We start from the raw sequence: 14,418 nt of genomic DNA on the forward strand, positions 1-14,418 counted from the left end.
TCCCGGTCCAATGACCGTGCTTCGTCGTGCCCGGCATTCTTGAATACAGAGACTCTATAAATGGAATGGTTAGCGGATCCAACGGCCTGGCTCGGCCTTGCGACCTTGATTGTGCTGGAACTGGTACTGGGTATCGACAACCTGGTGTTTATCGCGATCCTCGCGGACAAGTTGCCGCCGGAGCAGCGCGACCGTGCGCGCTTGATCGGTTTGTCCCTGGCCTTGCTGATGCGCCTGGGCCTGCTGGCGAGTATCTCTTGGTTGGTGACGCTGACCCAGCCGCTGTTCGAGGTGTTCGACAAGAGCTTCTCCGGCCGTGACCTGATCATGCTGTTCGGCGGTGTGTTCCTGCTGTTCAAGGCCACCATGGAATTGCACGAGCGCCTCGAAGGGCATGTTGCCCAGCACAAGGGCAGCGTGGCGTACGCGATGTTCTGGCCGATCGTGGCGCAGATCGTGGTGCTCGATGCGGTGTTCTCCCTCGATGCAGTGATTACCGCGGTGGGCATGGTCGACGAGCTGGCGGTGATGATGATCGCGGTGATCGTGTCCATCGGCCTGATGATTGTGGCGAGCAAGCCGCTGACCCGCTTCGTCAACGCGCACCCGACGGTGATCATGCTGTGCCTGGGCTTTTTGATGATGATCGGCTTCGCGCTGACGGCCGAAGGCCTGGGCTTTCATATTCCAAAAGGCTACCTGTACGCGGCGATCGGCTTCTCGATTCTGATCGAGGTGTTCAACCAGATCGCTCGCTCGCGGCGCAAGAAGTCGGCGCAAGGCGTATTGCCGGTGCGTGAGCGTACTGCTCACGCGGTGATGCGCCTTCTCGGCGGTCGCAGCCTGGCGGTGGAGGAGGTGGGTGAAGAAGTGGCCGACCTGCTGGGCGAGTCGGATGCTGCGCAGGGGCCGTTGTTCGACCGACGCGAGCGCGTGATGATCAGCGGTGTGCTGCAACTGGCTGAACGACCGATTCGCACCTTGATGACGCCACGGGCCAAGGTCGACTGCATCGACCTGGCGGACGACCCCGACACTATTCGCCTGAAGTTGATGCATTCGTCCTACTCGCGGCTGCCGTTGATCCGTAATGGCGCGGTCGATGAGCCCTTGGGCTTTGTGCACAAAAAGGAATTGCTCAAGGAATACCTGGCCGGCAACGAGCCGAATCTGGAACACCTGGCTCGCCGTGCGATCAACCTGCTGGAGAGCTTTTCGATCCTCAATGCCCTGGAGCAGATGCGCCAGGAATCCACGCACATCGCTTTTGTGATCAACGAATTCGGCGACTTCATGGGGGTGTTGAGCATGACTGACATCCTTGAATCCATTGCCGGTGAATTGCCGGACGCCAGCGAAATCGAGGGGCCGGATATCGTCGAGGACGGCGCGGGGTTTCGTGCCGATGGCGCGTTGAGCCTCGATCAGGTCCGTCGGCGCACCGGCTTCAAGGCGGCCGCTACCGAGGATTACCAGACCTTGGCCGGGCTGGTCATGAGCCTGCTCGATCGTCTGCCCGTGGTGGGCGATCACCTGGAACATGAAGGTTGGCGATTGACGGTGGCTGCGGTGCGTGAGCGCCGGGTGACGCAGGTATGCCTTGAGCCTCTTTCAGGACATAGCGCCTGAATATGCCGTCAAGGGTTTGCTCCTGGGTTGCCTGGGGGCCGAACCCTTCGATGAATTCCTTGATCTCGCCATTCACGTGAGGGACCAGGGTGGGTGTCGCTCTCACTCCTGGCAGTCTGGGGGTTGTTGCGATATCGACCACCAGGCATTTCACCGTTTTGTAATGCGTTGCAACCGCTTCAAAGCGCTCGGCTGCAGGGCCGCATCCAGGGCAGGTCTCTGAAACAAACAGTATGAATACGATTGGAGCGGATCTGACGATCGCCTGATACTGCTCGTTGGTTGCAATAGCGTCCTTTGCGATACCCATAGTGGCTTCCCTCGGCCAGCGTTTTTGCTAACGCTAGGCCGGTGGTTTACCGGCGTCTACTGTCAACCTTCACAGGTCCGGCTGGCGCTCCAGCCGCTCCCGAGCCTTGCGCGCCTGGCTTGCGCACTTTCGGTATTCCTCATTGTCGCGGGAAGCTTTGACTTCACGGTAGTCATGGTGGTTCTGGCTGGTGTAGTTGGTGTCGAAGGCTTCCTTGAGTTTTTGCAGTTCGTCCTTGCAGTCTCGGCGGTCGTTGCTGGCTAACGCATTACCGGCAATCAGCGTGCCGATGATCAACAGGCTAAGGCTAAGCTTCATCAGTGCAGGGTCCTTGTAGGAGCGAGGCGGGCGGCTAGCCCTTGCTCGCGAAAAACGTCAACGATAACGCGGACAGCCTGTTGTAACCGGGTGGCTGGGCGTTCTTCGCGAGCAAGCCCGCTTCTACAGGCTAGCCCATCGCATTGAATCTTCCATCCGCTCGGTGTTGGTGCGCAGTAACACCGTTTGAGGCCTTGCGTAGCAGTCTACCGATCAGTGATGGCGCAACGCCTTGGCTGAACCGGTGACTATCTCACTGATACCCAAAGCATTTTCCTACAACATATTTTTCTCTCGACACCTATGGCACACTTTCTGCTGTCTATTCCGTTGTTACATACTAAATTCCGGTATAGCGGAATACACAACTTCTGGAGTGCTTGTCATGCATCACCGACCTTCCGTGTTCAAAGCGTGTGTTTTTCTCTTCGCCGCATCGGCTACCGTTGCCAGCCTCGCGCAGGCAGCGGATAGCAAGCTCGATGGTGTGCTCAAGCGTGGGCACCTCATCGTGGGTACAGGCAGTACCAATGCGCCGTGGCACTTCCAGGGAGCGGATGGCAAGTTGCAGGGGTTTGATATCGACATCGGCCGCATCGTGGCCAAGGGTTTGTTCAACGACCCGAGCAAGGTCGAGTTTGTGGTGCAGTCGTCCGACGCACGTATTCCCAACCTGCTGACCGACAAGGTCGATATGAGTTGTCAGTTCATCACCGTTACCGCCAGCCGTGCGCAGCAAGTGGCATTCACCCTGCCGTACTACCGCGAAGGCGTGGGCCTGCTGCTGCCGAATAACAGCAAATACAAGGAAATCGAAGACCTGCAGGCGGCCGGTGATGGCGTCACCGTTGCCGTGCTGCAGAACGTGTATGCCGAAGAACTGGTGCACCAGGCGCTGCCCAAGGCCAAGGTTGACCAGTACGACAGCGTCGACCTGATGTACCAGGCCGTGAACTCCGGTCGCGCCGATGCTGCCGCCACCGATCAGTCTTCGGTCAAATACCTGATGGTGCAGAACCCCGGCCGCTACCGCAGCCCGACCTACGCCTGGAGCCCGCAGACCTACGCGTGCGCGGTCAAGCGTGGCGATCAGGACTGGCTGAACTTCGTCAATACCGCCCTGCATGAAGCCATGACCGGCGTCGAATTCCCCACCTACAAGGCGTCGTTCAAGCAATGGTTCGGCGTTGACCTGCCAGAACCGGCGATTGGTTTTCCTGTGGAATTCAAGTGACCCGCACCAACCGGGGCGCGCTTGACGGCGCCCCATTCAGGTACTGCCGACCATGAACTATCAGTTGAACTTTGCCGCCGTGTGGCGTGATTTCGACACCTTGCTCGCCGGGCTTGGCCTGGGCCTGCAGTTGGCCTTGCTGTCGATTGCCATCGGCTGCGTGATCGGCCTGCTGATGGCGTTTGCCATGCTGTCCAGGCACCGCGCGTTGCGTGTGTTCGCTTCGGTGTATGTGACGGTGATCCGCAATACGCCGATCCTGGTGCTGATCCTGTTGATCTACTTTGCCTTGCCATCGCTGGGCATCCGCCTGGATAAAATCCCTTCGTTCATCATCACCTTGTCGCTGTACGCCGGGGCTTATCTGACCGAAGTGTTCCGCGCCGGGCTGTTGAATATTCCCAAGGGCTTGCGCGAAGCCGGGTTGGCGATTGGCCTGGGTGAGTGGCGTATCCGCGCTTACATCACCGTGCCGGTGATGCTGCGCAACGTGCTACCGGCGCTGTCGAACAACTTTATCTCGTTGTTCAAGGACACCTCCCTGGCCGCTGCGATTGCGGTGCCGGAGCTGACTTATTACGCCCGCAAGATCAACGTCGAAAGCTACCGGGTGATTGAAACCTGGCTGGTGACGACCGCGCTCTACGTGGCCGCCTGTTACCTGATTGCCATGCTGCTCCGTTACCTGGAACAGCGTCTGGCGATCCGTCGTTAAGGAGGGTTCCCCATGTACGAATCGCCTAGCTGGCTGCATGAATTGTGGGTCGCCCGAGAAACGCTATGGGCGGGGTTTCAGACCAGTATCTATTGCTCGGCGCTGGCCATTATCTTCGGCACCCTGATCGGCATCTTCGCCGGGTTGGTGCTGACGTACGGCAAGTTCTGGATGCGCGCGCCGTTTCGTCTGTATGTCGACCTGATTCGTGGCACGCCGGTATTCGTGCTGGTGTTGGCCTGTTTCTACATGCTGCCGGCACTCGGTTGGCAGATCAGCGCGTTCCAGGCCGGCGCGGTCGGGCTCACGCTGTTCTGTGGCTCCCACGTCGCGGAAATCGTGCGCGGTGCGCTGCAGGCCATTCCCCGCGGGCAACTGGAAGCGGGCAAGGCGATTGGCCTGACGTTCTACCAGTCCCTGGGCTACGTGCTGCTGCCCCAGGCGCTGCGGCAGATCCTGCCGACCTGGGTCAATTCTTCCACGGAAATCGTCAAGGCCTCGACCTTGCTCTCGGTGATCGGCGTGGCCGAGTTGCTGCTGAGCACCCAGCAAGTCATTGCGCGCACCTTCATGACCCTGGAGTTCTACCTGTTCGCAGGCTTTATGTTCTTTGTCATCAACTACGCCATCGAGTTATTCGGGCGCTACATTGAAAAGCGGGTGGCCTTGCCATGAATCAACCTCAAACAATCCAACCGCTGCTGAACATTCGTGGCCTGCGCAAGCAATACGGCGACGTGGAAGTACTCAAGGGCGTGGACCTGAGCATGCAGCGCGGCAACGTGGTGACCTTGATCGGCTCCAGCGGCTCGGGCAAGACCACCCTGTTGCGTTGCGTCAACCTGCTGGAAGAATTCCAGGGCGGGCAAATTACCCTCGATGGCGAGTCCATCGGCTACAGCGACGTGGACGGCAAGCGCGTGCGGCACCCCGAGCGGGTGATCGCCCAGCACCGCGCCATGACCGGCATGGCATTCCAGCAGTTCAACCTGTTCCCGCATTTGACGGCCTTGCAGAACGTGACCCTGGGGTTGCTGAAAGTTAAGAAAATGCCTAAGGACGAGGCCGTGTCGCTTGCGGAAAAATGGCTCGACCGTGTGGGACTTCTGGAACGTCGCAATCATTTTCCCGGTCAGTTATCCGGCGGCCAGCAACAGCGGGTGGCGATTGCGCGGGCGATTGCGATGAACCCCAGCCTGATGCTCTTTGACGAAGTCACCTCGGCCCTCGACCCCGAGCTGGTTGGTGAAGTGCTCAGCGTCATCAAGGGGCTGGCGGAGGAGGGCATGACCATGTTGCTGGTCACCCACGAAATGCGCTTTGCCTATGAGGTCTCGGACCAGATCGTGTTCATGAACCAGGGTCGCATCGAAGAGCAGGGCTCGTCGAAGGACATCTTCGAGCGGCCGCAGTCGCCGCGTCTGGCGGAATTTCTCAAGAACATTCGTTTTTAATCAGGAGCTATTTTTATGAGCATTACTCGTTACGGTACCGGCAGCACCGCCGGCGGCGGCCAGCCACGGCCCTTCGCGCGCGCCGTAGAGGCCGATGGCTGGCTGTATGTGTCGGGCCAGGTGCCGGCGGTGGACGGTGAGATCATCAATGGCGGCATCGTCGAGCAAACCCGCCAGACCCTGCGTAATGTGGTGGCGATTCTTGAAGAGGCCGGCTACGAATTGAAAGACGTGGTGCGCGTGGGCGTGTGGCTGGAAGACCCACGGGACTTCTGGAGCTTCAATAAAGTGTTTGGCGAATACTTCACCCCGGAACACGCCCCGGCGCGTGCGTGTGTGCAGGCCAACATGATGGTCGATTGCAAGGTTGAGATCGATTGCGTGGCCTACAAGAAAAAGGGCTAAATTGCCCGGATATTGAGCACGCTGTAGATCAAATGTGGGAGGGGGCTTGCCCCCGATAGCGGTGGATCAGTAACAAATGTGTCCACTGGCACACCGCCATCGGGGGCAAGCCCCCTCCCACAAGGGATCTCTGCCACACCCTAGCACTTTGACGGGACTTGACACTGCCATGACCGAAGACACCATCAAACGCCGCGCCAAAGGCCTGGACCGTGCGTTCGATATCCTCGATTTTCTCAAGGAAATCGGCCAGCCACTGCGCCCGAATGATATCGCCAGCGGCATCGGCAGCCCCAAGTCCACGGTCTACGAACTGGTCGCCTCGCTGCTCGAGCGTCGTATCCTGGAAACCGTGGGCAAGGACGGCCACGTCTACCTGGGGCGCCAGCTTTATTTCCTCGGCCAGGCGCACCTGCGTCACTTCGACCTGACCCGCGAGGCTGATCACGCCTTGCAGGAAATCGTCAGTAAAACCCACGAAACCGCGCAGATGTGCCTGCTCAATGGGCGCAAATACACCGTGGCGCTGATGCGCGAAGGCGAGCGGCATTTCCGTATTTCCTCGGACATCGGTGAAAACGCGCCAATCCCCTGGACCGCCTCCGGGCGCCTGTTGCTCGGGCATTTGAGCGACCGGCAGATCATCGACCTGATCGACCCCGACGATTTCATCCTGCCCGACGGCCAGCGCCTGCCACTGGAAACCTTTCTGGCGCAGATCCGCCAGGCCACCCTCGATGGCTTTTTCTCCTTCGACAGCGTGGCCGACACCTTTACCCATTGCTTTGCCGCCCCGGTGCGCGACGCGCAGGGCATCAGCATTGCAACGCTGTGCATCGTCGCCCCGCGGGCCGATGCGAGCAAAAACTATAACGACTATCGCCGGGTGCTGATCGACAGCGCCAACAACCTCGCCCGGCGTATCAACGAATAGGAATTTTCCATGTCTGCCTTCAATGCCGTTGAAAAAGGTGCCGCTGCGGTTGGCGCTCATCTGGTCCGCGACGTCAGCCTGCCGGCCCTGGTGCTGCACCGCGAGGCCCTGGAACACAACATCCGCTGGATGCAAAAATTCGTCAGTGACAGCGGCGCGCAGTTGGCGCCCCATGGCAAGACCAGCATGATGCCGGCGTTGTTCCAGCGTCAGCTCACCCAGGGCGCCTGGGGCATCACCCTGGCCACTGCGGTGCAGACCCGCGCCGCCTACGCCGGTGGGGTGCGCCGTGTGCTGATGGCCAACCAACTGGTCGGCGCGCCGAACATGGCGCTGATCGCCGATTTGCTGGCCGACCCGGATTTCGATTTTCACTGCATGGTCGACCACCCGGACAACGTCGCCGACCTGGGGCTGTTCTTCGCTGCCCGTGGCCTGCGCCTGAACGTGATGATCGAGTACGGCGTGGTCGGCGGCCGTTGCGGTTGCCGCAGCGAGCAGCAAGTGCGCGAACTGGCGGAGGCGATCAAGGCCCAGCCGGCCCTGGCCCTTACCGGTATCGAAGGCTATGAAGGCGTGATCCACGGCGATCAGGCGATCAGCGGCATTCGCGCGTTCGCGGCCAGCCTGGTGCGCCTGGCGGTGGACCTGCAAGACCAGGCTTATTTCGACCTGCCCAAGCCGATCGTGACCGCTTCGGGTTCGGCCTGGTATGACCTGATCGCCGAATCGTTCGAGGCGCAAAATGCCGCCGGCCGCTTCCTCAGCGTGTTGCGCCCCGGCAGCTACGTGGCCCACGACCATGGCATCTACAAGGAAGCGCAATGTTGCGTACTCGACCGTCGCAGCGACCTCCAAGAAGGCTTGCGCCCAGCGCTGGAAGTCTGGGCCCATGTGCAATCGATGCCGGAACCGGGCTTTGCGGTGATCGCCCTGGGCAAGCGCGACGTGGCCTACGACGCCGGCTTGCCGGTGCCACTCAAGCGCTACAGGGCCGGCGTGGTGCCGGCCGAAGGCGATGATGTCAGCGCGTGCAAGGTCACTGCGGTAATGGACCAGCATGCGTTCATGAGCGTGGCGCCGGGGGTTGAACTGCGTATTGGCGACATCATTTCGTTTGGTACTTCCCATCCATGCCTGACCTTCGACAAGTGGCAGGTGGGTTGCCTGGTGGATGAGCAACTGCGGGTGATCGAAAGCTTGCATACCTGCTTCTAGACCGAGTCGCGCCTATCGGGGGCAAGGCCCCTCCCACAGTTGGAATGCATTCCCCTGTGGGGGGGCTTGCCCCGATGAGTCCATCAGCTCCACCGAGACAGCCGCCATGACCACTAAACCCCGCATCGCCCTGATCGGCGAATGCATGATCGAACTGCAACACCGCGCCGATGGCAGCCTGCACCAGAGCTTCGGCGGCGACACCCTCAACACGGCCGTGTACTTGCGCCGCGAGCTGGGCGAGATTGGCACCGTCGATTACGTCACGGCCCTGGGCGATGACAGCTTCAGCGATGCCATGTGCCAACAGTGGGCCGGCGAAGGCCTGGGACTGGGCATGGTGCAACGCCTGGCCGGGCGCCTGCCGGGTTTGTACTGCATCCAGACCGACGCCCACGGCGAGCGCAAATTTCTGTATTGGCGCAACGAAGCTGCGGTACGCGATTGCTTCACTACGCCGGCCGCCGAGCCGATTCTGGCGGCCCTGCCGGCCTATGACCTGGTGTATTTCAGCGGTATCACCCTGGCGGTGCTGGGCGAAGTCGGGCGGGCGCGTTTGCTGCAGGCCTTGATCGAAACACGTCGTCGCGGTGGCAAGGTGGTGTTTGACAATAATTACCGGCCGCGTTTGTGGGGCAATGTCGAGGCGACGCGGGTGGCGTATCGCAAGGTGTTGGCAGCAGTGGACATCGCGCTGCTGACTGAAGACGACGAGCGCGCACTGTTTGGCTATGAAGACGATGAACAGGTGTTTGCGGCGTATCCGCAGATCGAAGAAGTGGTGCTCAAGCGCGGGGCGGATGCATGCCTGATTCGCTGCGCAGGTGAACGCTTCGCCGTACCGGCGTTGAAGGTGGAAAAGGTGGTGGACACCACGGCGGCCGGGGATTCGTTCAGTGCGGCGTATTTGGCCAGTCGGCTTCAGGGCGAGTCGCCTGAGCAGGCAGCATTGGCTGGGCATCGGTTGGCGAGCCAGGTCATCCAGGTGCCTGGGGCCTTGATCCCCAAGAGGTGAATGGCCGCCTGCGGCGGATCGGGGGCAAGCCCCCTCCCACATTCGACCGCATTCTTTCAGTTGAAACGCGGTTAACTGTGGGAGGGGGCTTGCCCCCGATGGCGGCCTGGAGACAACCCCTCAGTCGCGGTAAAACACCTGCACCAGGTGATACCCAAACTTGCTCTTGATCGGCCCGTGCACCACCTTCAGCGGTTTCTTGAAAATCACCGCATCAATAGCGCCCACCATCTGCCCCGGCCGCACTTCACCCAAGTCTCCACCGCGCTTGCCGGACGGGCAGGTGGAGTACTTCTTGGCCAGCACATCAAAGGCTTCGCCCTTGGCAATGCGCTGTTTGAGTTGTTCGGCTTCTTCACTGGTTTTCACCAGGATATGGCGGGCTTGGGCTTTCATTCATCTCTACCAGGTGTGCGACGGCGCGCGATTATGCCTGAACTCAGGCATCGACGCCGATCATGCTGCGGATTTTGGTCGCCAGCAGGTCAATCGAAAACGGCTTGGCCACCATGTCCATGCCGTGCTCCAGAAAGCCCTGGCGCTCGGCGGCTTTTTCGGCGTAACCGGTCATGAACAGCACGCGCAATCCCGGCCGATGCTGGCGAGCGATTTCCGCCAGCTGCCGGCCGTTCATGCCCGGCAGGCCGACGTCGGTGACCAACAGGTCGACGCGCAAGTCCGATTCCAGCAACGGCAGCGCCGTGCGCGCGTCCGCAGCCTGGTGCGCGGTGTAGCCCAGCTCGCCGAGCACATTGACCACCAGCATGCGCACCGCCGGGTCGTCTTCGACCACCACCACCGCTTCGCCGGCCAGGGCCACCGGCGCCTCGGTCAAGCTGACGGGCTGGCTGCTTTCCAGCGCGGTGCCATGCAGGCGCGGCAGGTACAGGCGCACGCAGGTGCCCTGGCCCGGTTCGCTCTGGATGGTCACATGGCCACCGGATTGCTGGGCAAAGCCGTAGATCATCGACAAGCCCAGGCCGGTGCCTTGGCCGATGGGCTTGGTGGTGAAGAATGGGTCGAAGGCCTTGGCGAGGATTTTCGGCGCCATGCCGCTGCCGTTGTCGTGCACGCCGAGCATCACGTAATCGCCGGCGGTGACCGGCTCCAGGGTCGTAATGTCGGTGCCGTCCAGGTAACTGTTAGCGGTTTCGATCAGCAGTTCGCCGCCATCGGGCATGGCGTCGCGAGCATTGATCACCAGGTTGAGCAGGGCGTTTTCCAACTGGCTGGCGTCGGTGTTCACCGGCCAGATATCCTTGCCCAGCTGCACTTTGAGGGCGATGTGCGCGCCCTTGGTGCGGCGGAACAGATCTTCCAGGGACGCCACCAACTGGTTGGGGTCGGTGGGGCGACGGTCCAGCGACTGGCGCCGCGAGAACGCCAGTAGCCGATGGGTGAGGGCAGCGGCGCGGTGGGCGGACGCCACGGCGGCATCGGCAAAGCGGCCAATGTCCTCGCTGCGGCCGTCGGCAATGTAGCGTTGCATCAGGTCGAGGCTACCGATGATACCGGTAAGCATATTGTTGAAGTCGTGGGCGATACCGCCCGTGAGCTGGCCCACCGCTTCCATTTTCTGCGCGTGGCGCAGGGCGTCTTCGGCGCGCTCGCGCTCGAACATTTCGTTCTGCAGGCGCTGGTTCGCCTCGGCCAGCGCCTGGGTGCGCTGGGCCACGCGTTCTTCGAGGTTCTCGTTGAGATGGCGCAGGGCTTCTTCGGTGAGTTTGCGTTCGGTCTCGTCGATCACAAAAATGTAGAAACCATTCACCGAACCGTCGTTGCTGAAGCGCGGCAGGTACTTCATCAACGCATGGCGCGCTCGCCCGTCGCGATGGGGCGTGACAGTCATGAAGCTGCACGCCTTGCCGTTGAGCGCAGCGTTAATCTTGTCTTCGCGCCCGGCGTACACCTCATCACCAATGACTTCTCGGATGGTCTTGCCGTACAGCTCCTGGGGCGTTTTGCCGTACCAGTCGAGGTAGGCGCTGTTGTTCAGGCGAAAACGCTGCTCGTGGTCGACGTAGCCGATCAGTACCGGCATCGCGTTGATGATCAGCTGCAGCTCGGTCTGGCTTTGACGCAACGCCTGCTCGGTGTGCTTGCGTTCGGTGAGGTCCAGCGCGGCGCCGAGGAAGCGGGCCGGGCGGCCTTGCGCATCCTTGTAGCAGCGGCCACGGGCAAACACCCAGCGCACCTGGCCGTCGGCCTGCAGCAGGCGGTATTCCTCGGCGTATTCGGTGCCGAAGGTGATGCAATGCTTGATGCTGCGCGTGACCATGCCGCGGTCTTCGGGGTGCACGCCAAGCAGGTAAGCGCTGATGGGCAGCAGGCTGGCTTGACTCGGGTCGACGCCATGCAAGTAAGCGAAATGCGCGTCGGCGATAAATCGGTCTTCGCCAATGTCCCAGTCCCAGGTGCCCACCGCGTCGGTCGCCGCCAGGGCAAGCTGCAGACGCTGCTCGGTGCTGTGCTGGGCCTTGAGGCTGTCTTCGGAGCGCTGTTGCAGTTCGAGGGCTTTGCTGCGCCGCTCGTTGGTTTCGATGGCCGTGACCAGAATGCCGGCCACGTGGCCACTCTCATCGCGCACCGGGCTGTAGGTCAGGTCGAGCCAGATTTCAGTGTCGCGGTGGTTGCGTTGCAGTACGAAACGTTGCTCGCTGAAGGTGCGCACCTGGCCGCTGAGTACCGCGTCGTAGACCGGCGCGGCGAAGCTGTGCAGTTCCGGCCAGGTCGCGTGGACCGGCTGGCCCAGCGCATCGGGGTGCTTGTTGCCGGCCAGCACGGCGAAACCATCGTTATAGAGCTGGGTAAGCTGCTCGCCCCAGAGCAGCAGCATCGGCATGGGCGAATGCACCACGATATCCACGGCGGTGCGCAGACTTTGCGGCCAATCATTGGCCTCACCGAGGGGGCTTTGCGCCCAGTCCAGCCGCTCGATCATTGCAGCGGCTTCGCTACCGGTGGATGTTCCATTCATGAAAAGGCCCTGCGCATCACGCTTTGAAAAAATGACAACACCCATTATCCCAAGAGACAGCGACGGGTGGCTACCTGGAAAAATAGCATGCATTGCCGTTTTTTCTGCAAAACGCCGCGTCAGTGCTGAAACCTTTCATCTGTCACGCCAGCTCGGGGCGGTCGCGAAACTGTTCGAGGGCCTGGGGATTGGCCAGTGCGTCGGTGTTTTTCACCGGTTCCCCATGCACTACGTTGCGCACCGCCAATTCGACGATCTTGCCGCTGATGGTGCGCGGGATATCGCTGACCGCAAGGATCTTCGCCGGCACATGGCGCGGCGTGGTGTTGGCGCGGATCACCTGGCAAATCTGCTGTCGCAGCGCCTCATCCAGCTCGACACCGTCCTCAAGGCGCACAAACAGCACCACCCGCACATCGTCCTGCCAGCGCTGGCCGATGGCGAGGCTTTCCAGCACCTGCGGGACTTTTTCCACTTGACGATAGATCTCGGCGGTGCCGATGCGCACGCCGCCAGGGTTGAGTACCGCATCGGAACGGCCATGGATCAGCAGGCTGCCGTTGGGACGCTGCTCGGCATAGTCGCCCTGGGCCCACACGCCGGGAAACTGGCTAAAGTAGGAGGCGCGCAACTTCTGTTGCTGTGGGTCGTTCCACAGCCCGATGGGCATGGCGGGAAAATGCCGGGTGCACACCAGTTCGCCTTTTTCGCCGACCAGTGGGCGGCCCTGGTCGTCCCACACTTCGATGGCCATCGCCAGGCTCTTGCACTGCATTTCGCCACGGCGCACCGGCAGTACCGGGTTGCCGATCACGAAGCAGGAGACGATATCGGTACCGCCGGACATCGACGACAGGCACAGCTCGGCCTTGATCTCGCGGTACACGTAGTCGTAGCTCTGGGGCGACAGCGGCGACCCGGTAGAGATCAAGCCTTTGAGGCTGCGCAGATCATGGGTGAGGCGCGGTTGGATCCCGGCCTTCTCCAGGGTGGCCAGGAACTTGGGGCTGGTGCCGAACACGCTGATGCGTTCGGCGTCGATCAGGTCGATCAAACGCTGCGGCCCGGGATGAAACGGCGACCCGTCATACAGCACCGCCGTGGCGCCCAGGGCCAGCACCGACACCAGCCAGTTCCACATCATCCAGCCGCAGGTGGTGTAGTAGAACAGGCAATCCTCACGGGACAGGTCGGCATGCAGGCCGTGTTCCTTGAGATGGGTGAGCAGTACGCCGCCGGTGCCGTGAATGATGCACTTGGGCACGCCGGTGGTGCCGCTGGAATAGAGGATATACAGCGGGTGATCGAACGGCACCGCGACGAATTCGGGCGTGCCGCCGGGTTGGTAGAAGTCGTTCCACAGTGCTACCCGTGCCTGGGTTCGATAATCCTCGACCTGCGCCTGAGGGCGGGCGTAGGGCACGATGATCAAGTGTTCCAGGGACGGCAGCCGCTCGAGGATTTCATTGAGTTTGGCGCTCTGGTCGAGGGTCTTGCCGGCGTAGCGATAGCCGGCGCAGGTGATCAGCACCTTGGGTTCGATCTGGCCGAAACGGTCGATCACGCCCTGAGTGCCGAAGTCGGGTGAAGAACACGACCAGATCGCACCGAGGCTGGTGGTGGCGAGCATGCCGACCAGGGTTTGCCAGGTGTTGGGCATGCACGCCGCCACCCGGTCACCCTTGCCGACGCCGGCCGCGCGCAGGCTTTGCTGCAGGCCGGCGACGTGCTCGGCCAGTTGTGCGTAGCTCAGTTGCTCACGCTGGCCGTCTTCGCTGATGGCAACCACCGCTGGGTGATCGTCGCGACGGCGCAGCAAGTGTTCGGCGAAGTTCAGGGTAGCGCCGGGAAACCACTGGGCGCTGGGCATCTCACCGGTTTCGAGCAACGTGGCGCTGGGCGGGCTGCGAAATTGCACGTCGAAGAACGCCACAATGGCCTGCCAGAAGTCCGCGCGCTGGTCGATGCTCCACTGGTGCAGGGCAGGGTAGTCGCGCAGCTGCAGGTGGTGGCGGGCATTGATGTAGCGGCGGAACTGGTCCATGCGCGTGTTGGCGATGCGTTCGGGGGAGGGTTGCCAGAGAATGTCGGACATGAGCAAGGTCTCTTCTTCTTATATAGGTCTTCCAAACAGTAGAGTTCCAATGTGGGAGGGGGCTTGCCCCCGATGGCGGTGTTTCAGTTTGCACATTCATTGACTGACCCACCG

Annotated in this window: 13 protein-coding genes and 1 pseudogene; 9 read left to right on the forward strand and 5 right to left on the reverse strand. The window is 61.4% G+C overall.

Going from position 1 to position 14,418, the window contains the following annotated elements; all coding sequences use genetic code 11:
• The first annotated feature begins 60 nt into the window (after positions 1 to 60).
• Positions 61 to 1,629: a TerC family protein gene (locus tag C4J94_RS11670; protein ID WP_124386296.1), complete on the forward strand. Its 1,569-nt coding sequence runs from the start codon at positions 61 to 63 to the stop codon at positions 1,627 to 1,629.
• Positions 1,630 to 1,669: 40 nt separating this feature from the next.
• On the opposite strand, the pseudogene C4J94_RS28140 reads toward C4J94_RS11670, so the two are convergent.
• Together C4J94_RS28140 and C4J94_RS11680 are read right to left on the reverse strand one after the other, a co-directional pair.
• Positions 1,670 to 1,939: pseudogene (locus C4J94_RS28140) on the reverse strand (thioredoxin family protein); the annotation flags it as partial.
• A 69-nt stretch (positions 1,940 to 2,008) separates the two neighbouring features.
• Entirely contained in the window at positions 2,009 to 2,257 is a 249-nt protein-coding gene (locus C4J94_RS11680; protein WP_124386298.1) for a hypothetical protein, read from the reverse strand.
• Positions 2,258 to 2,642: 385 nt separating this feature from the next.
• Here C4J94_RS11680 and C4J94_RS11685 point away from each other — a divergent pair, with 385 nt between their 5' ends.
• The 8 genes from C4J94_RS11685 (at position 2,643) to C4J94_RS11720 (ending at position 9,232) form a co-directional block, all read left to right on the forward strand.
• Positions 2,643 to 3,491 carry a transporter substrate-binding domain-containing protein gene (locus C4J94_RS11685; RefSeq protein WP_124386299.1) on the forward strand — a complete coding sequence of 283 codons (849 nt, stop codon included), beginning with the start codon at positions 2,643 to 2,645 and terminating at the stop codon, positions 3,489 to 3,491.
• Between the two features lie 52 nt (positions 3,492 to 3,543).
• Entirely contained in the window at positions 3,544 to 4,206 is a 663-nt protein-coding gene (locus C4J94_RS11690) for an amino acid ABC transporter permease (protein ID WP_124386300.1), read from the forward strand.
• A gap of 12 nt (positions 4,207 to 4,218) precedes the next feature.
• Positions 4,219 to 4,881, forward strand: coding sequence for an amino acid ABC transporter permease (locus tag C4J94_RS11695; protein ID WP_124386301.1), 663 nt, complete (start codon positions 4,219 to 4,221; stop codon positions 4,879 to 4,881).
• Complete coding sequence (locus C4J94_RS11700) at positions 4,878 to 5,660, forward strand: amino acid ABC transporter ATP-binding protein (protein WP_124386302.1); 783 nt, start codon at positions 4,878 to 4,880, stop codon at positions 5,658 to 5,660. Before C4J94_RS11695 ends, C4J94_RS11700 begins: the two co-directional genes overlap by 4 nt.
• A 15-nt stretch (positions 5,661 to 5,675) precedes the next feature.
• Positions 5,676 to 6,065 (forward strand): RidA family protein, encoded by a 390-nt coding sequence (locus tag C4J94_RS11705; RefSeq protein WP_122541444.1) that lies wholly within the window; start codon positions 5,676 to 5,678, stop codon positions 6,063 to 6,065.
• 169 nt (positions 6,066 to 6,234) lie between these two features.
• Positions 6,235 to 6,999, forward strand: a complete 765-nt coding sequence (locus tag C4J94_RS11710; protein ID WP_124386303.1) for an IclR family transcriptional regulator — start codon at positions 6,235 to 6,237, stop codon at positions 6,997 to 6,999.
• Between the two features lie 9 nt (positions 7,000 to 7,008).
• Positions 7,009 to 8,217 carry an amino acid deaminase gene (locus C4J94_RS11715; protein ID WP_124386304.1) on the forward strand — a complete coding sequence of 403 codons (1,209 nt, stop codon included), beginning with the start codon at positions 7,009 to 7,011 and terminating at the stop codon, positions 8,215 to 8,217.
• 106 nt (positions 8,218 to 8,323) lie between these two features.
• A complete protein-coding gene (locus C4J94_RS11720; RefSeq protein WP_124386305.1) occupies positions 8,324 to 9,232 on the forward strand; it encodes a sugar kinase in 909 nt (302 codons plus the stop codon).
• Positions 9,233 to 9,352: 120 nt separating this feature from the next.
• Here the strand turns inward: C4J94_RS11720 and C4J94_RS11725 are convergent, their stop codons facing one another.
• The 3 genes from C4J94_RS11725 to C4J94_RS11735 form a co-directional block, all read right to left on the reverse strand.
• The gene (locus tag C4J94_RS11725) at positions 9,353 to 9,628 is read right to left on the reverse strand and encodes a peptidylprolyl isomerase (RefSeq protein ID WP_106580121.1); all 276 of its coding nucleotides are present in this window, start codon (positions 9,626 to 9,628) and stop codon (positions 9,353 to 9,355) included.
• A 43-nt stretch (positions 9,629 to 9,671) separates the two neighbouring features.
• Positions 9,672 to 12,209, reverse strand: a complete 2,538-nt coding sequence (locus C4J94_RS11730) for a PAS domain-containing sensor histidine kinase (protein WP_124386306.1) — start codon at positions 12,207 to 12,209, stop codon at positions 9,672 to 9,674.
• Between the two features lie 142 nt (positions 12,210 to 12,351).
• Entirely contained in the window at positions 12,352 to 14,304 is a 1,953-nt protein-coding gene (locus C4J94_RS11735; protein WP_124386307.1) for an acetoacetate--CoA ligase, read from the reverse strand.
• Positions 14,305 to 14,418: the final 114 nt, after the last annotated feature.

Source organism: Pseudomonas sp. R5-89-07 (assembly GCF_003851685.1).
Taxonomy (GTDB): domain Bacteria; phylum Pseudomonadota; class Gammaproteobacteria; order Pseudomonadales; family Pseudomonadaceae; genus Aquipseudomonas.

Excerpts from the sequence above, each read along its gene's own strand:
- C4J94_RS11670 (WP_124386296.1), top strand. The coding sequence starts at position 61 with ATGGAATGGTTAGCGGATCCAACGGCCTGGCTCGGCCTTGCGACCTTG.
- C4J94_RS11680 (WP_124386298.1), bottom strand. The coding sequence starts at position 2,257 with ATGAAGCTTAGCCTTAGCCTGTTGATCATCGGCACGCTGATTGCCGGT.
- C4J94_RS11685 (WP_124386299.1), top strand. The coding sequence starts at position 2,643 with ATGCATCACCGACCTTCCGTGTTCAAAGCGTGTGTTTTTCTCTTCGCC.
- C4J94_RS11690 (WP_124386300.1), top strand. The coding sequence starts at position 3,544 with ATGAACTATCAGTTGAACTTTGCCGCCGTGTGGCGTGATTTCGACACC.
- C4J94_RS11695 (WP_124386301.1), top strand. The coding sequence starts at position 4,219 with ATGTACGAATCGCCTAGCTGGCTGCATGAATTGTGGGTCGCCCGAGAA.
- C4J94_RS11700 (WP_124386302.1), top strand. The coding sequence starts at position 4,878 with ATGAATCAACCTCAAACAATCCAACCGCTGCTGAACATTCGTGGCCTG.
- C4J94_RS11705 (WP_122541444.1), top strand. The coding sequence starts at position 5,676 with ATGAGCATTACTCGTTACGGTACCGGCAGCACCGCCGGCGGCGGCCAG.
- C4J94_RS11710 (WP_124386303.1), top strand. The coding sequence starts at position 6,235 with ATGACCGAAGACACCATCAAACGCCGCGCCAAAGGCCTGGACCGTGCG.
- C4J94_RS11715 (WP_124386304.1), top strand. The coding sequence starts at position 7,009 with ATGTCTGCCTTCAATGCCGTTGAAAAAGGTGCCGCTGCGGTTGGCGCT.
- C4J94_RS11720 (WP_124386305.1), top strand. The coding sequence starts at position 8,324 with ATGACCACTAAACCCCGCATCGCCCTGATCGGCGAATGCATGATCGAA.
- C4J94_RS11725 (WP_106580121.1), bottom strand. The coding sequence starts at position 9,628 with ATGAAAGCCCAAGCCCGCCATATCCTGGTGAAAACCAGTGAAGAAGCC.
- C4J94_RS11730 (WP_124386306.1), bottom strand. The coding sequence starts at position 12,209 with ATGAATGGAACATCCACCGGTAGCGAAGCCGCTGCAATGATCGAGCGG.
- C4J94_RS11735 (WP_124386307.1), bottom strand. The coding sequence starts at position 14,304 with ATGTCCGACATTCTCTGGCAACCCTCCCCCGAACGCATCGCCAACACG.